Source organism: Streptomyces sp. NPDC057302, from assembly GCF_042667685.1.
Lineage (GTDB): Bacteria > Actinomycetota > Actinomycetes > Streptomycetales > Streptomycetaceae > Streptomyces.
This window is the reverse complement of sequence record NZ_JBHUZJ010000035.1, coordinates 1-16,462: the sequence shown is the minus strand read 5'-3', so window position 1 is coordinate 16,462 and position 16,462 is coordinate 1. Positions and strand designations below refer to the sequence as shown.

At 69.9% G+C, this 16,462-nt stretch carries 13 protein-coding genes; 3 read left to right on the top strand and 10 right to left on the bottom strand.

Annotation, left to right across the window (positions count from 1 at the left end; translation table 11 throughout):
• Positions 1-16: 16 nt before the first annotated feature.
• Positions 17-2,101 carry a phosphate acetyltransferase gene (gene pta / locus ACFUPX_RS23725; protein WP_383325973.1) on the bottom strand — a complete coding sequence of 695 codons (2,085 nt, stop codon included), beginning with the start codon at positions 2,099-2,101 and terminating at the stop codon, positions 17-19.
• 332 nt (positions 2,102-2,433) lie between these two features.
• On the opposite strand from pta, the gene ACFUPX_RS23720 reads away from it, so the two are divergent.
• The gene (locus tag ACFUPX_RS23720) at positions 2,434-3,459 is read left to right on the top strand and encodes a 6-phosphofructokinase (protein ID WP_383325970.1); all 1,026 of its coding nucleotides are present in this window, start codon (positions 2,434-2,436) and stop codon (positions 3,457-3,459) included.
• Here ACFUPX_RS23720 and ACFUPX_RS23715 read toward each other — a convergent pair.
• The 3 genes from ACFUPX_RS23715 to ACFUPX_RS23705 all read right to left on the bottom strand — a co-directional run bounded on the left by ACFUPX_RS23715 (position 3,456) and on the right by ACFUPX_RS23705 (position 5,979).
• On the bottom strand, positions 3,456-4,169 hold the full coding sequence (locus ACFUPX_RS23715) for a helix-turn-helix domain-containing protein (RefSeq protein WP_383325967.1): 714 nt from the start codon (positions 4,167-4,169) through the stop codon (positions 3,456-3,458). The two genes, ACFUPX_RS23720 and ACFUPX_RS23715, sit on opposite strands and share 4 nt — an antisense overlap.
• A gap of 137 nt (positions 4,170-4,306) precedes the next feature.
• Positions 4,307-5,338: a hypothetical protein gene (locus ACFUPX_RS23710; protein ID WP_383326154.1), complete on the bottom strand. Its 1,032-nt coding sequence runs from the start codon at positions 5,336-5,338 to the stop codon at positions 4,307-4,309.
• Positions 5,326-5,979 (bottom strand): hypothetical protein, encoded by a 654-nt coding sequence (locus ACFUPX_RS23705; RefSeq protein WP_383325964.1) that lies wholly within the window; start codon positions 5,977-5,979, stop codon positions 5,326-5,328. The genes ACFUPX_RS23710 and ACFUPX_RS23705 overlap by 13 nt, the downstream gene beginning before the upstream one ends.
• A 178-nt stretch (positions 5,980-6,157) precedes the next feature.
• Between ACFUPX_RS23705 and ACFUPX_RS23700 the strand changes: the two genes are divergently transcribed.
• A complete protein-coding gene (locus ACFUPX_RS23700) occupies positions 6,158-6,652 on the top strand; it encodes an HIT family protein (protein WP_383325961.1) in 495 nt (164 codons plus the stop codon).
• 18 nt (positions 6,653-6,670) lie between these two features.
• Here ACFUPX_RS23700 and ACFUPX_RS23695 read toward each other — a convergent pair whose 3' ends face one another.
• The 6 genes from ACFUPX_RS23695 to ACFUPX_RS23670 all read right to left on the bottom strand — a co-directional run bounded on the left by ACFUPX_RS23695 (position 6,671) and on the right by ACFUPX_RS23670 (position 14,773).
• Positions 6,671-8,908 (bottom strand): protein kinase, encoded by a 2,238-nt coding sequence (locus ACFUPX_RS23695; protein WP_383325958.1) that lies wholly within the window; start codon positions 8,906-8,908, stop codon positions 6,671-6,673.
• 54 nt (positions 8,909-8,962) lie between these two features.
• Positions 8,963-9,826, bottom strand: coding sequence for a carbohydrate ABC transporter permease (locus tag ACFUPX_RS23690; protein ID WP_383325955.1), 864 nt, complete (start codon positions 9,824-9,826; stop codon positions 8,963-8,965).
• Complete coding sequence (locus tag ACFUPX_RS23685) at positions 9,827-10,783, bottom strand: carbohydrate ABC transporter permease (protein WP_383325952.1); 957 nt, start codon at positions 10,781-10,783, stop codon at positions 9,827-9,829.
• A gap of 61 nt (positions 10,784-10,844) precedes the next feature.
• Positions 10,845-12,200, bottom strand: a complete 1,356-nt coding sequence (locus ACFUPX_RS23680) for an extracellular solute-binding protein (RefSeq protein ID WP_383325949.1) — start codon at positions 12,198-12,200, stop codon at positions 10,845-10,847.
• 216 nt (positions 12,201-12,416) lie between these two features.
• A complete protein-coding gene (locus ACFUPX_RS23675; protein WP_383325946.1) occupies positions 12,417-13,103 on the bottom strand; it encodes a response regulator in 687 nt (228 codons plus the stop codon).
• On the bottom strand, positions 13,100-14,773 hold the full coding sequence (locus ACFUPX_RS23670; RefSeq protein WP_383325944.1) for an ATP-binding protein: 1,674 nt from the start codon (positions 14,771-14,773) through the stop codon (positions 13,100-13,102). Before ACFUPX_RS23670 ends, ACFUPX_RS23675 begins: the two co-directional genes overlap by 4 nt.
• A 181-nt stretch (positions 14,774-14,954) precedes the next feature.
• Here ACFUPX_RS23670 and ACFUPX_RS23665 point away from each other — a divergent pair, with 181 nt between their 5' ends.
• The gene (locus tag ACFUPX_RS23665) at positions 14,955-16,349 is read left to right on the top strand and encodes a cation:dicarboxylate symporter family transporter (RefSeq protein ID WP_383326151.1); all 1,395 of its coding nucleotides are present in this window, start codon (positions 14,955-14,957) and stop codon (positions 16,347-16,349) included.
• Positions 16,350-16,462: the final 113 nt, after the last annotated feature.

The following is a 16,462-nucleotide window of genomic DNA, read 5'->3' as shown; positions in this document are numbered from 1 at the left end:
GCGGTACGGGCGGATGTCATACGGAGGTGGCAGGCCGGCCCTGGGCCTGGATCGCGGTGATCACGACGGTGTTGACGATGTCCTGCACGAGGGCGCCGCGCGACAGGTCGTTGACCGGCTTGCGCAGGCCCTGGAGGACCGGACCGACGGCGATCGCGCCGGCCGAGCGCTGGACCGCCTTGTACGTGTTGTTGCCGGTGTTCAGGTCCGGGAAGATCAGCACGCTCGCCTGGCCCGCGACCTCCGATTCCGGCAGCTTCGTCGCCGCGACCGAGGGCTCCACGGCGGCGTCGTACTGGATCGGCCCCTCGATCTTCAGGTCGCTGCGGCTCGCCCGCACCAGCTCGGTCGCCTCGCGCACCTTGTCGACGTCGGCGCCCGAACCCGACGTGCCCGTCGAGTACGACAGCATCGCGATCCGCGGCTCCACGCCGAACTGCTCGGCGGTGGCTGCCGCCTGGACGGCGATGTCGGCGAGCTGCTCGGCGTTCGGGTCCGGGTTCACCGCGCAGTCGCCGTACACGAGCACCTTGTCGGCCAGGCACATGAAGAAGACGGAAGAGACGATCGAGGCGTCGGGCTTCGTCTTGATGATCTCGAAGGCGGGCCGGATGGTGGCGGCCGTGGAGTGGACGGAACCCGAGACCATGCCGTCGGCGAACCCCTCCTGCACCATCAGGGTGCCGAAGTAGTTCACGTCCGCGACGACGTCGTGCGCCAGCTCGACGGAGACGCCCTTGTGGGCGCGCAGCTCGGCGTACTTGGCGGCGAACGGGTCGCGCAGCTCGGAGGTCTGCGGGTCGATGAGCTGCGAGGCGGCGAGGTCGATGCCGAGGTCCGCGGCCTTCTTGCGGATCTGCTCGATCGGGCCGAGCAGCGTCAGGTCGCAGACACCGCGGCGAAGGAGCACGTCGGCGGCGCGCAGGACGCGCTCCTCGGTGCCTTCGGGCAGGACGACGCGGCGCTTGTCGGAGCGGGCCTGCTCCAGGAGCTTGTGCTCGAACATCATCGGCGTGACACGGTCGCTGCTGGGTGCCTGTACGCGGCTGCGCAGGCCCGCGGTGTCGACGTACCGCTCGAAGAGGCCGAGGGCGGTCTCCGCCTTGCGGGGCGTGGCGGCGTTCAACTTCCCCTCCAGGGCGAAGAGTTCGCCCGCCGTGGGGAAGGAGCCGCCGGAGACGGCGATGACCGGGGTGCCGGGCGCGAGGCGGTCGGCGAGCTTCAGGATCGCCTCGCCGGGCTGTTCGTTGAGCGTGAGCAGGACGCCCGCGATGGGCGGCGTACCGGCGCTGTGCGCGGCGAGCGAGCCCACGACGAGGTCGGCGCGGTCGCCGGGGGTGACCACCAGGCAGCCCGGGGTCAGGGCGTTCAGGAAGTTCGGCAGCATCGCGCCGCCGAAGACGAAGTCCAGCGCGTCACGGGCCAGGCCCGCGTCGTCGCCGAGCACGACACGGCCGCCGAGCGCGTGGGTGATCTGGGCGACCGTGGGGGCGGCCAGGGCGGGCTCGTCGGGCAGGACGTAGCTGGGTACGGGCAGACCGGCCGCGAGGGCGTCGTGGATCGCGTCGCGGTCGGCGGGCGCCACCCGGTTGGTGACCATCGCCAGGACGTCGCAGCCCAGGCTCTCGTACGCGCGATAGGCGTTGCGCGTCTCGGCGCGGACGGACTCGGCGGTCTGGTTCTTGCCGCCGACGACGGGTATCACCGAGGCGCCGAACTCGTTGGCGAGGCGGGCGTTGAGGGACAGCTCGTCGGGGAGCTGGGTGTCGGCGAAGTCCGTGCCGAGGACGAGGACGACCTCGTAGTCCTTGGCCACCCGGTGAAAACGGTCGACGAGCTGGGATACCAGCTCGTCGGTGCCCTGCTCGGCCTGGATCGCGGAGGCCTCGTGGTAATCCATCCCGTACCCGGAAGCGGCGTCCTGCGCGAGCCGGTAGCGGGCGCGCAGGAGGTCGAAGAGCCGGTCGGGCCCGTCGTGGACCAGCGGCCTGAAGACCCCCACCCGGTCGACCTGGCGGGTCAGGAGTTCCATGACTCCCAGCTCGATGACCTGGCGGCCGTCGCCCCGGTCGATCCCGGTCACGTACACGCTGCGCGTCACGCGTGCTCTCCCCTTCTTCGCTGCGGTGGCCCTGCGTACCCGGTGAGCTGCCCTGCGGACCCGGCGGGACCGGGCGAGGTCGCTCAGGGGTGGACAAATGACCCGATATGGTTGCCGTGCCCTCTTGACAATACCTCTGCGGCTGGCTAGGTCGCCCGCCGGACGAAAGGCCTCGTGAAGCGGGCCCAAAGGCCTCCTCCCCAGGATCGTGCGGACCAGCCGTGGCCGGTGTCCTCGATGCGACGCTTGGTGTGTGAGCGGCGACCGGTTCGCGGCCATGGAACAATCAGACCGGCTCACAAGCATCAACAGCGAGCAGGAGACACAGCGCGATGCGTATCGGAATTCTCACCGCAGGCGGCGACTGCCCCGGCCTCAACGCAGTGATCCGGTCGGTCGTGCACCGAGCCGTCACGCACTACGGCGACGAGGTCATCGGCTTCGAGGACGGCTACGCGGGCCTGCTCGACGGCCGCTACCGCTCCCTCGGCCTCAACGAGGTCAGCGGCATCCTGGCCCGTGGCGGCACGATTCTCGGCTCCTCGCGCCTGGAGCGCGACCGCTTCCGTGCGGCCTGCGAGGACGCTCCCGCGCTCGCCGAGGAGATCGGCTTCGACGTCCTGATCCCCATCGGCGGCGAAGGCACCCTCACGGCCGCCAAGATGCTCTCCGACGCGGGCCTGCCCGTGGTGGGCGTCCCGAAGACGATCGACAACGACATCTCGTCGACGGACCGCACCTTCGGCTTCGACACGGCGGTGGGCGTGGCCACGGAGGCGATGGACCGCCTCAAGACCACGGCCGAGTCCCACCAGCGCGTGATGGTCGTCGAGGTCATGGGCCGCCACGCGGGCTGGATCGCCCTGGAGTCCGGCATGGCGGGCGGCGCCCACGGCATCTGCCTCCCCGAGCGCCCCTTCGACCCCGCCGACCTGGTCAAACTGGTCGAGGAGCGGTTCTCGCGCGGCAAGAAGTTCGCGGTGATCTGTGTGGCCGAGGGCGCGCACCCGCAGGACGGCACCATGAACTACGGCGTGGGCGCGATCGACCAGTTCGGCCACGAGCGCTTCCAGGGCATCGGCACGGCCCTCGCCTTCGAGCTGGAGACCCGCCTCGGCAAGGAGGCCAAGCCGGTCATCCTGGGCCACGTGCAGCGCGGCGGCACCCCGACGGCCTACGACCGCGTCCTCGCGACCCGCTTCGGCTGGCACGCGGTGGAGGCGGCGCACCGCGAGGACTTCGGCCACATGACGGCGCTGCGGGGCACGGACATCACGATGGTGCCGCTCGCCGAGGCGGTCACCGAGCTGAAGACGGTCCCGAAGGACCGGATGGAGGAAGCGGAGTCGGTCTTCTAGCGGCTCCCGCGGACCTGGGCCCAGAAGTGCTCCAGGATCTTGTCCAGGAAGTCACGCCCGGCGCTCCCCGAGGCATCGGCCCCGGCCCCGCCGCCCCAGCTGAGGGTGCGCACCATGCGTGACTGGTAGTCGGCGTGCAGCTGCTGAAGCACGTCCTCCAGGTGCCGCTTCGGCACTGGCAGCATCTTGCTGAGCGGCCGGACGTACCCCTGCCAGCGCGAGGTCACGGCGCTGCGCAGCAGCTCCGCGAGGTCATCGGCGCGTCCGGTGACGGTGATGAAGTCGGGCAGCGGGAGCTGGAGCACCTCGGCGAGGGCTGCGGACTGGCGCTCGTTGCCGCGCCAGGTGTTGGTCTCCTCCATGTGCAGATACGCCTGGATCTCCACCCCGGAGCCCCGCGCGACGTCCTCCGGCGCGAGCCCGCGCGCGAGCCGGTGCTCGCGCAAGGTGGTGGCGGCGCCCATGAGCTCTCCCGGTGAGCACCACAGGGTGCCCGCGAGGGCGGTGAGCTCGGCGGACGTGGGCGCGGCGAGGCCCCGTTCCCAGGCGGCGACGGTCTCCGGGGTGATGTAGGTGAGCCCGTAGCTCGCCCGCATCCCGTAGGCGACGTGCCCGTGCGCCATCCCGAGCGCCTCGCGAAGGCGCCGGGCTGCGGGGAAGTTGAACGGGGGTGTGGGCTGGTGCGGTGGTTGGCTCGGTTGCACGGGCACACGGTATGGGTGCGGGGGGCTGACGACTACGGTGCGTTCGTACGAGGTTGCGGATTGGTGCGAAGCTACGGGGCTGCCGCGTGACGGTTGGGGCGCCCGAGACCTCGGGTGCCCCAACCGTCACGCTCGCCCGTCGGTCAACGGTTGATCGACTGGATCTCTCCGACCACCACGTCCTGATCCGCGCCGAACTCGCCGTCGGGAAGGCCTTGCGGCCCGTCCACCCCGGTGCCGGTCCAGTGGATCTTCCAGGTGACGGTCGCCTTGAGCGGGAACGATCCGTCGCCGGAGGAGCGCAGGTACTTCACGCCGCAGGGCGGGTCCTGCTTGGCCTTGCCCTTGGCGTACGGTTCGCCGATCGTGTCGCCCTTGAGGGGGCAGGCCCCGGAGGCGGGGTAGGTCACCGCGTCCTTGGTGCCGGGGTCGATCGTGAGGGAGACCGGTTCGGCGGTGGTCGTCGCCTCGATGCCGATCTCCGGGACGGAGGCCGTCACGGACACCGGCTTGAACTCCGTCTTGTCCAGCCAGGCCCAGGTCGGCAGATTGACCTTCGTCTCGCCTTCCGGGGCGAGGGTCACCTCGGTGCCGGGTACGCGGACTTCGGCGTACGCGAGCTTGGCGAGCATCTCGGGCGTGATCGCCTCGGGGATGTCGGCGGGGGGCGGGTCACCCTTGTCGACCCAGAAGGTCTCCTTCTTGCAGCCGTCCCAGCCCGGCGGATAGCTCTTGTTGGGGAAGGACGTCCACCAGAAGCCGTCGCCCTCCTTGTCCAGGTTGAAGTTCTTGTACGGCCCGCCGTCCACGTACCGCTTCTTCTGCTCCAAGTCCCACTCGGGGCCGGTCGACTCGGCCTGCCAGATCGGCTCGACGTACTTCTTGAACTGCTTGGGGGAGTAGGTCGGGGCGTACCAGCAGGCGGGCGGGCTCCAGTTGGTGGCGGGAGTCACGGCACCGGCCTTGGCGCCGGTGCCGTTCTTGGAACGGTCGAAGATGATGCCGCCCGCGGTGGCGGAAGCCTTGCCGTCGCCTCCGGACTCGTCCGGGCCCTTGGCGCCACCATTGGTCGTTCCGTGTCCGTAGCCCGCCCAGGCCTGTCCGGACAGGAACAGGGACGAGGCCACCGCTATGGCGAGGGCGGTGGTCAGCTGCTTCGACCTCAAGACTGGTATGCGGCACTCCCGCGATCAGATGTCGTCTGCTCGGTGATCCAAACGCCCTGCTTGTTGAGGCGCAGCTGGCTGCTGTAAATGACCAGGTCGTCCTTGGACGGGGAGGTCACATCGGTCTTCCCCGTCTTGAGGTTCTTGTTGAATGCCTTGCCCTGGTCCTCGCAGTAGACGAGGGATGCCTGCTTGCCGCCCGTTACGTTCACCTTGGCGTTGTAGAAGCGCTTGGTCCCGGTGATCCGGTCCTTGTACTCGACGAATTCCGTGATGAACTTCTGGCTGCCCGCGGCTGCTTCGCCCTCGGAATAGAAGCGGTAGGACTTGTGCAGCGCGTCCTGTTCGGCGATGGCCATGTCTATGGCCTTGACGTACTGCTCGGTGTCCGACAGAACGGCGTCCTTGCTCTTGTCGCCGGTCTTGGTCCACTCGAACTTGTACTTAAGGTCCGACGGCAGCTTGATCTCGGGGCGTTCGACGTCCGTTGCCTCCGAGGCGCTCGGCGAAGACGACTTCTCGGCCCCCTGCCCCGCCCCGGCGATCTTGTCGTTGTCCTTGGACTCGTCGTCGCCGCTTCCGCAGGAAGTCAGCAGCAAAGCTGCGGACGCGGTGAAGGCGACCGTCGCGAGACGGAGAGGGCGGTTCACTGACGGCTCCTGGTGGGGGTGAGAGGTGGCGCGAGCTCAGCACGCTAGTGCGCGCCGATCGGTGGCACCAGAGAGATATCTGATCAGTAATGGGGCGGTAGGGGCCTATCCCGGTGAATCCGGGCGAGCCTTTTCCCTCACAATCAGTTGGCCAGAAGCCCAGAAATGAGGAGTTCCTGTGGAGATCAAGCGGCAGGCCATGGATCTGGAGGCCTATACCGAACGCGCGCGGAACGGCCCCTGCTTTGTCTGCGCCTTCCTTGCCGGGGACCCCGGCTACCCGCATCACGTCGTCCACGAGGACGAACACCACGTCGCCTTCCTCGACCGCTGGCCCACCCTCCCGGGGAAAGTCCTCGTCGCCCCGAAGGCGCACATCGAGCACGCCGTAAGGGAGTTGGACGAGGACGCCTACACCCGGCTCATGCTCTTCGTACGGGTCGTCGCCCTCGCCGTCGAGGAGGTATTAGGCGCCGAGCGGACCTATCTCTACTCCCTCGGGAGTCAGGACGGGAACAGCCATCTCCATTGGCACATCGCCGCCCTGCCGCCCGGAGTCCCGTACGAGAAGCAGCAGTTCCATGTCCTGATGACCGAGAACGGCGTGCTGGACGTGGCGCCGGACGACATGGCCGGTATCGCCGCGAGGATCCGGGACGCCATCGCGTCGTAGTGGGCCCGTGGTCGACCCTTACTGCCGGGTGGGTGTGAACTTCTCGTCCACCGTGCCGATCTCGGTCCAGGCGCCGTCCTCGCGGCGGTCGAACCACACCGGCCGCTGCCGGGCGGAGCGGCGCTTCTCGAAGGAGACCTCGTCCAGGACGCCGTTGACGGAGACACCCTGGATCTCGCGGTCCAGGGTGTGCCGCAGCGAAGCGGCCGAACCGTCGGCCGGGAGCTTCTTCAGCGCGGTGGCAAGGGCCAGGGCTCCGTCGTACAGCTCCTGGTTGCCCTGGGCCGGGAGGTTCCCGTCGGGTTCACCGGCGTAGTTGCGGGCGCGCACGACGCCCTCGGGCAGGGGCTTGTCCCGCTCCTCGGTGGTGGCGCGCTCCTTCGAGTCCTCGCAGACGGCCTCGGGGTCGCTCTGGGTCAGCACGGGCCCGTCGAAGCCGTCGGACCTGAGCTTCTTGGCCCATGCGTTCACGCCCGCACCGGTGGTGGGCACCACCACCGCGTCCGCCCGCGCCTTGTCGACCAGGGCCGGGATCCGTGCCGTCTTCACCTCGCCTGGCGTGGTGTCCAGCGCCTCGGCGGTCAGGCCGGCCTTGCGCAGCGCGGTGCCGATGCCGTCCGCGCGGTCCGCCCAGAGCTTGTCCTCGGCCACGAGCACCCGGCGGGCATCGGTCCGCGTGCGGAGATACTCGGCCATCGCCTCGCCCTGCCGCGCGTCGTCGGCCGGGATCGCGAACGCCCCTGCCGCGTGGGCGACTCCGTGGCACGTACTGATCTCCGGCAGGAACGCCTCGTCCGTGTCGTGCACCCAGGAGAAGTCGACGGTGTCACCGATGACGGCGAGCATGTCCGGGTGCTCGGCGAGGAGCTTGCGGGAGTCCGTGTCCGGATCGGCGGACACGGGCACGACGCGGAAGCGGCTGCCGCTCTTGGCGCCCAGCACCTCCGAGAAGGCGGACTCGACGGTGCGTTTCTGCTGCGTCGTGAACTGGTCGTACTCGGACTTCTCGTACGTGTCCGGGTCGGCGTCGGAGCGCTTGGCGCCGACATGCCGGTAGCTGTGGGCGACGCCGATCGTGCGGACGGCCGACGATCCCTTGCCCTCGGACGCGGCGGCGGACTCGGTGTCCGGGGCGGCGAGCGTACGGATGCCGAAGCCCGCCGGGATGCCGACCGCCAGGACGAGGGCGGCGGGGAGCAGGAGGCGCCTTCGCGAGCGGGGCCGCCGGGGGCCGGACGCGTCCGGGGGCGTGGACTCCTTGCGGACGACCGGCGACTGGGGCGCGAGGCGCGCGAGGGGGCGGGCGTCCTCGACCGGGGTGTGCCGGGCGGGGACGGAGTCGTGCGCATCCGACGGCGCCGCAGCCTCGTACGCGGATGTCTCGTGCGCGGATGCCTTCGCCCCGAGTGACCGCGTCGCCGCCAGGGTCCGTTCGAGCGCCGTCGCGGCGTCCGCGGGGCGGTCCGCGGGGTCCTTGGCCAGGAGGTCGAGGACGAGGCGCTCCACCGGGGCCGTCACCTCGGTCCGTGCCCGCGAGGGCCGCAGCGGTGCGTCGTTGACGTGGTTGTACATGACGCCCGCAGCCGAGCCGGTGAACGGCGGTCTGCCGACGAGGAGTTCGTAGAGGACGCAGCCGAGCGCGTACAGGTCGGTGCGTCCGTCGCCCGTCTCCTGGCGGAACCGCTCCGGCGCCAGGTACGGCACGCTGCCGAACGGCAGCTGCCCGGTCCGCGTGAGGCGGGAGTCGCCCGCCGCGCGCTCCATGAACGTCGCGATGCCGAAGTCGACGACCTTGGCGGAGCCGTCCTGCGCGATCATGACGTTGCCGGGCTTGATGTCGCGGTGCACGACGCCCGCCGAGTGCGCCGCGTCCAGGGCGCGGCAGATGTCCGCCGCCCAGCGCAGGGCGTCCGCCACCGGCACGCGGACGCTTTCGCGCAGCACCTGGTCGAGCGAGCGGCCCTGCACCAGGGCCATCACCAGGTACGGGGTGCCGCCGTCCGTGCCGTGGTCGTGGACGGCGACGATGTGCGGGCTGTCCAGCGAGGCCGCGGCCCGCGCCTCCTGCCGGAAGCGGGCCAGCAGCTCCTTCGAGCCGTCCGAGCCGTCCGAGCCCCCCGACCCCGTAGGCGCGAGGAGTTTGACCGCCACCTCGCGGCCCAGGCTCCGGTCGCGGGCCCGCCACACCTCGCCCATGCCGCCCGCGCCGATCCGCTCGAGCAGTTCGTACCGGCCGTTCAGCGAACGCCCCCGCATGTGCCCTCCCTCAGACCCGGTGATCCTAGCCAGCGGGCAGGCCCACGCGGCGCGTCACCCCTTCACCGCACCGCCCAGGGCGAAGCCGCCGCCCAGGCGGCGCGAGATGAGGACGTACAGCAGGATCACCGGCGTCGAGTAGATGATCGAGAAGGCCGCCAACTGGCCGTAGACCACCGTCCCCTTGTTGCCGAAGAAGTCGTTGATGCTGACCGACGCGGGCATCTGCTCCGGTGTCAGGAGCAGCATGAACGGCACGAAGAAGTTGCCCCACATCATCACGAACGAGAAGACCGTCACCACGGCCACCCCCGGGCCCATCAGGGGGAGCACGATCCGCAGCAGGGACTGGAACGACGAAGCGCCGTCCGTCCACGCCGCCTCCTCCAGCTCCTTGGGGACGCCGTCCATGAAGTTCTTCATCAGCCAGATGGCGAACGGGAGTTGGGACGCGGCGAAGAAGAGGATCGTGCCCTGCATCGTGTCGATCAGATCGACCTGGACGAACAGCGCGTACACCGGAACCATGATCGCGGTGATCGGCAGGCTCGTCGCGAAGAGGATCGTCAGCATGAAGGGGCGGTTCAGACGGGACTTGAAGCGGGAGAGGGGATACGCGGCGAGCGCCGCGCAGACCACGGTCAGGAGGGTGCCGCCGCCGCACAGCAGCAGGCTGTTGAGGAGGGGCGTGAAGGTGATCTCGGGGGTCAGGACCGCGTCGTAGTTGTCCAGGGTGATGCCGTCCGGCACCTTCACCTTGAGGTCGGCCTTGGTGTCGAGCGAGGACAGGATCACCCAGGCCAGCGGCAGGACGAACGAGGCCGCGACCACCAGAAGTCCCGCGTCCGCCGCGAGACGGCGGCCCGTACGACGCGAACTGAGCTTTCTGGCAGGTGACTTGATGGCATTGGCGGACACTCAGACCTCCGTGCGGAGCAGGCGCATGTAGACGAGGGAGAAGAGTGAGCCGACGACCAGGAGCAGAAGCGCCACCGCCGTGCCGTAGCCGATCATGCTCTTCTGGAAGGCCTGTTCGTACATGAACAGGGGGAGGGTCTGGCTGCGGTTTCCCGGGCCGCCTCGCGTCATCACCCAGATCAGCCCGAAGACGGAGAGCGTCTGGAGGGTGTTCAGCATCAGGTTCGTGCCGATGGACCGGCGGATCATCGGCAGCGTGATGTGCCACATGCGGCGCCAGCCGCCCGCGCCGTCCACCTGGGCGGCCTCGGTGATCTCCTTGGGGATCTCGTTCAGGGCCGCCGAGTACACCAGCATCGAGAACGCCGTCCCCCGCCAGACGTTGGCGAACGACACCGCCAGGATCGGCAGCGTGTACATCCAGTTCTGGGACGGCAGATGGAGGAAGTCCAGGACCGCGTTGAGCGTGCCCTCGCGGCGGAAGAACGCGTACAGGAGGAAGGCCGCCACCACCTCGGGAAGCACCCACGCGGTGATCACGATCGCGCCGGTGAGCGTGCGGACCGGCTTCGACGCCCGCTGCATCAGGGACGCCAGGGCGAGGCCGATGGTGTTCTGCCCGATGATCGACGACACGACCGTGAAGACCAGGGTCAGCCAGACCGCGTTGAGGAACGCCTCGTCGCCGAAGGCCTTACGGAAGTTGTCGAACCCGACGAAGCTCGACTCCGCCTGGCCGGTGAGCTGGAGGTCGGTGAAGGCGATGTAGGCGCAGTACCCGATGGGTCCCGCGAGGAAGAGGAGCAGCAGGACGACGGCGGGGGAGACGGGCAGCGCGCGGGTCAGGGCCCGGCCCGTCAGCTTGGAGCGGGACGGGGGCCGCGCGGGGCGCGGAGCCCCCGGACCCGGCGCGGTCTTGGCGATGTCGCCGGGCCCGGCGGGGGGTGCGGTGGTCACCTCTGGGCACTCATTTCCCTTGCGTACGGACGACTGGCGGCGTACGGCCGGTGTCCGGCGGCTACTTCTTGACGACCTCGCCGTCCGTCGCGGCCTTGACCTCGTCGTCGTATCCGCTCGCCGCCTCGGCCACGGACGCGTCGCCCGTCGTCACCTTCTCCATGGCCTCCTGCACCGCGGTGGAGACCTTCGGGTACGCGGGGTAGGCCGGGCGGTAGTGCGTCGAGGGCACCAGGTCGGTGAAGAACTTCAGGCCGGGCTGCGCCTTGAGATACGCGGGGTCGGCGGCGACGTCCTTGCGGACCGCGATGCCCGAGTTCGCCACGTACCACTTCTGGGCGTTGGCCTTGGTCTGCATCTGCTCGATGAACTTGAAGGCCAGGTCCGGGTTGGACGCCTTGGTGGGGATCGCCCAGGTCCAGCCGCCGGACATGCTCACCTTGCCGGGAGCCTCGCCGTTCTGGGTGGGCATCTGGGCCAGGCCCAGCTTCTTCGACCACTCGGGCCACTCGTGGCCCGCGCCCTTGCCCCAGTCCTGCGGCAGCCAGGAGCCGTCGAGGTTGATGCCGAGCTTGTCCTCGGGCAGGAGCTCACCGCGGACGCGGGTGGCGAAGTTCGGGTCGAGGGCGTCGGAGACCTCGGGGCCGAGCTTCTCCTTGTAGACCGTCTCGACGAATTCCAGGGAGTCCTTGAAACCCTGGCTTCCCGTGACCCACTTCTTCGACTTCGGGTCGTACATGGGGTCCTGACCTGTGCCGTACAGGAGCATCTCCATGCCCTGCATGGTGGCCGCCTCGCCCGCGGGCTTGCCCGTGTAGACGTTCAGGGGCGTGACGCCCGGAACCTTCTTCTTGATGGTCCGCGCCGTTTCGAGGATGTCGTCCCACGACTTGGGCTGCCAGTTCGCGGGCAGACCGGCCTTCTTGAAGATGTCCTTGCTGAACCAGAGACCGCGGGTGTCGGTGCCGTCCGGCACGCCGTACGTCTTGCCGTCGGCCGCCTTCGCCGCCGACTTGGACGTACCGATGAACTGGTCCCAGTCCTCCCACTTGTCCAGATACGGATCGAGCGGCTTCAAGTACCCGCTGGTGATGTCCGAGTTGATGAGGAAGGTGTCCTCGTAGACCAGGTCGGGCGCGGTCTTGGGGGAGCGCATCATCTGCTGGAGCTTGGTGTAGTACTCGGAGTCCGGCGCCTTGATCGGCACCAGCTTCACGTTCTTGCCGGGGTTCGCCTTCTCGAACTGCTTCTTGATGTCGGCCAGATACGTGTCCATGACCTTGACCTGGTTGTCCGTGGACTGCTTGAAGGAGATCCTCACGGTGTCCGGATCGTCGCCGGAGTCCCCGCCGCACGCGGTGAGGGTGCCGGCGGCGACCAGGGCGGTGGCGAGGAGCAGAGGGGTGGTGGGACGCACGGGCACGACCTCCTACTGGCCGACGCGGCCGGGTTACCACGCAGGGCGCAACGCGGGGCTGCCCGGTGAACGTAAGGGCGGGCTCGGAGCAAGGTCAATGCTCGTGCAACGCTGCTTGTCATCAACGTGACAACGTTGTTATTGGCGCCGGTGCGGGAGGGTTGCCGGAGCGCCCGCGGGGTGGCGATCGGCGTACGCGGGCGGGGACTTGGGGCGTCAGGGGGTCGACGTCAGCCAGCGGTAGGCGTACTCGGGGCGGCCGACGTGCCCGTACTGCGGGGTGCGGGCGGCGCGGCCCGTGGTGACCAGGTGCTCCAGATAGCGGCGCGCGGTGATGCGGGAGATGCCCACGGCCTCGGCGGCGGCAGCGGCGGTGACACCTTCGGGGGGCGCGTCGCGCAGGGTGCGGGTCACTCGCTCCAGGGTGGGGCCGCTGAGCCCTTTGGGCAGGGCGGCGGGGCTCGGCGCGCGGAGGGTGGCCAGGGCGCGGTCCACCTCGTCCTGGCCGGTGGCCTCGCCCGCCGCGGTGCGGAACTCGGCGTAGCGGGTGAGCCGGTCGCGCAGGGTCGCGAAGGTGAAGGGCTTCAGCACGTACTGGACCACACCGAGGGAGACGCCCTCGCGTACGACCGCGAGATCGCGGGCCGAGGTGACGGCGATGACGTCCGTGCGGTGGCCGGCGGCCCGCAAGGAGCGGGCCAGCTGGAGGCCGTGGCCGTCGGGGAGGTGGAGGTCCAGGAGGAGGAGGTCGACCTCCGTGCGGTCCAGGGCGCGCTTCGCCTCGGCGGCGCTGTGGGCCTTGCCCACGGCCTGGAAGCCGGGGATGCGGTTCACGTAGAGGACGTGGGCGTCCGCCGCCACGGGGTCGTCCTCCACGACCAGGACTCGGATCGGCTCGGTCACTGGGTGCCTCCGTCTGCTGCGTCCGGCGCGGTGGACGCCTCGTCGTCGGCACCCGGCGTCGCGGGTCGTGCCCGCCCGTTGCGCAGCCGGACCTCGAACTCCGCGCCGCCCCCCGGCGCCTCCCGCACCTTAAGGGTCCCCTCGTGCTTCGTCACCGTCTGGTGGACCAGGGCCAGGCCCAGACCGCGGCCCGCCGTGGCCTTCGTCGACCAGCCGCGCCGGAAGACCGCTTCGGTGTGGGCCGGGTCCACGCCGGGGCCGGTGTCCGAGACCCGCAGCGTCAGCCCCGCCTCGTCGGCCCGTGCCGTCACCGTCACACGGGCCGCGGGGGAGCCCTGGGCCGCGTCCACCGCGTTGTCGATCAGATTGCCGAGGACGGTCACCAGGTCGCGCGCGGGCAGGTCCGGGGGCAGCATGCCGTCGTCGATGCTGCTGTCGGGGGAGACGACCAGCTCCACGCCGTGCTCGTTGGCCTGGGCCGCCTTGCCCAGGAGCAGCGCCGCGAGCACCGGCTCGCTCACCGCGGCGACCACCTGGTCCGTCAGCGTCTGGGCCAGCTCCAGCTCGGCCGTGGCGAAGTCGACCGCCTCGTCCGCGCGGCCCAGCTCGATGAGGGAGACCACCGTGTGGAGCCGGTTCGCCGCCTCGTGGGCCTGCGAGCGCAGCGCCCGCGTGAAGCCGCGCTCGGAGTCCAGCTCGCCGGTCAGCGCCTGGAGCTCGGTGTGGTCGCGCAGGGTCACCACCGTTCCCCGGCGCTCACCGCTCGACACGGGCGAGGTGTTCACCACGACCACCCGGTCCGCCGTCAGGTGCAGCTCGTCCACCCGCGGCTCGGCCGCCAGCAGCGCGCCCGTCAGCGGCGCGGGAAGGCCGAGCTCGGCGACGTTGCGGCCGACGAGACCGCCGCCCGACACGCCCAGCAGCTCGCGCCCCCCGTCGTTGATGAGGGCGATCCTGCGCTGCCCGTCCAGCATCAGGAGCCCCTCGCGCACCGCGTGCAGCGCCGCCTCGTGATAGTCGTGCATGCGGCTCAGCTCGGCGGCGTTCATGCCGTGGGTGTGGCGGCGCAGCCGGGCGTTGATGACGTACGTACCGAGTCCGCCGAGCGCGAGCGCGCCCGCCGCGACACCGAGCAGGGTCAGGAGCTGGCCGCGCGCCTTCTGGCTGATCTCCTCGATGGTGATGCCCGCGCTGACCAGGCCGGTGATGCGGCCCGTGCCGTCGTCGGCCAGGATCGGCGTGACCACGCGCACCGAGGGGCCCAGCGTGCCCGTGTACGTCTCGGTGAAGGTCCTGCCCCGCAGCGCCTGCGCCCGGTGGCCGAGGAAGCGCTCGCCGATCTGCGCCTCGTCCGGGTGCGTCCAGCGGATGCCGTCCGGGTCCATGATCGTGACGAAGTCGACCCCGGTGTGCCGGCGCACGTCGCTCGCGTACGGCTGGAGGGTCTTCGTCGGATTCGGCCCGCGCGCGGCCTCGCGTACCGAAGGGGAGTCCGCGACCGCCCGCGCCGCGGCCGTCGCCTGGCGGCGCGCGCCCTCCTCGGCCTGCTGCCGGTCGCTCAGGAACGTGAACAGCGCACATCCGGCCACCACGAAGGCGACAAGCACGATCTGCATCGCGAAGAGCTGCCCGGCGAGGCTGCGCGGGTGGCGGGGGCGGGCGAGGGGCATGCTGCCAGTCTGCCTCGCCGTATAAGTGCGAACTAAATGAACACAAGGGTGACCGCCCTCACAGGGCGAGAGATAGTCACCCGAGATTCGCCTGCCCAGGACGTGAGCCGCACGCACTGGCCGAAAACGCCGACGTAGTCGTTCAAGGAGGGCCCTCGTGGCCGACACCACCGACAGCCAGGTGGCAAAGGCTCCCGCAGCCAAGCGGGACCGAACCCACTATCTGTACATAGCCGTCATCATCGCCGTCGTCCTCGGTATCGGTGTCGGCCTGCTCTTCCCCGACTTCGCCAAGGAGCTCAAGCCGGTCGGCACCGGCTTCGTGAACCTGATCAAGATGATGATCTCGCCCATCATCTTCTGCACGATCGTCCTGGGCGTCGGCTCGGTCCGCAAGGCCGCCAAGGTCGGCAAGGTCGGCGGACTCGCGCTCGGCTACTTCGTCGCGATGTCGGTCGTCGCGCTCGCCATCGGCCTGCTGGTCGGCAACATCCTGCACCCGGGCTCGGGCATGGACATCTCCGACTCCGAGAAGGGCGCGGGTCACGACGCGGCCGAAGAGGCGGACAAGGGGCTCGTCGACTTCGCGCTCGGCATCATCCCCAAGACGCTCGTCTCCGCCTTCACCGAGGGCGAGGTGCTCCAGACGCTGCTCGTCGCGCTGCTCGTGGGCTTCGCGCTGCAGGCCATGCGCGGCGCCGGGGCGCCGATCCTGCGCGGCATCGGGCACATCCAGAAGCTGGTCTTCCGCGTCCTCGGCATGATCATGTGGGCCGCCCCGGTCGGCGCGTTCGGCGCGATGGCGGCGGTGGTCGGCGAGACCGGCACGGACGCCCTGAAGGCCCTGGCCACGATCATGATCGGGTTCTACGTCACCTGTGCGCTGTTCATCCTGATCGTGCTCGGTACGCTGCTGCGCCTGGTGACCGGCGTCAACCTCTTCAAGCTCCTGAAATACCTGGGCCGCGAGTTCCTGCTCATCCTCTCCACCTCCTCGTCCGAGTCCGCGCTCCCGCGGCTCATCGCGAAGATGGAGCACCTGGGCGTCAGCCGCCCGGTCGTCGGCATCACCGTCCCGACGGGCTACTCCTTCAACCTCGACGGCACGATGATCTACCTGACCATGTCGTCGCTCTTCATCGCCGAGGCGATGGACCAGCCGCTCGGCCTCGGTGAGCAGATCTCCCTGCTCCTGTTCATGATGATCGCGTCCAAGGGCGCGGCGGGCGTCTCGGGATCCGGCATCGCGGTCCTCGCCAGTGGCCTGCAGTCGCACAAGCCGGGCCTGGTGGACGGCGTCGGCCTGATCATCGGCGTCGACCGCTTCATGAGCGAGGCCCGCGCCCTGACCAACTTCGCGGGCAACGCGGTGGCGACGCTCCTGATCGGTACGTGGACCAAGGAGGTCGACCGGGAGCGGGTCGACCTCGTCCTCGCCGGGAAGCTGCCGTTCGACGAGAGGACGCTGCTCGACGACGAGGGCGACCCCGAGCCCGAGCCGGTGGACCCGGACGCGGCGGACGGCGTTCCCGCGCAGCCGGCCGGCGCCGAGAAGAAGTCCCTGACGGCTTCGTAGAATTACCTGACGGCTCAGCCGTCGGTGGTCGCGGCCCTTCGGTCGGCGACCCTGGTCACCAGCTCGGTGGCCGGTGAGGCGGGCAGGCCCGCCGCGGTCAGAAACGTGATCGC

Coding starts and splice junctions, on each gene's coding strand:
- ACFUPX_RS23720 (WP_383325970.1), top strand. CDS start 2,434: ATGCGTATCGGAATTCTCACCGCAGGCGGCGACTGCCCCGGCCTCAAC.
- ACFUPX_RS23670 (WP_383325944.1), bottom strand. CDS start 14,773: ATGCCCCTCGCCCGCCCCCGCCACCCGCGCAGCCTCGCCGGGCAGCTC.
- ACFUPX_RS23695 (WP_383325958.1), bottom strand. CDS start 8,908: ATGCGGGGGCGTTCGCTGAACGGCCGGTACGAACTGCTCGAGCGGATC.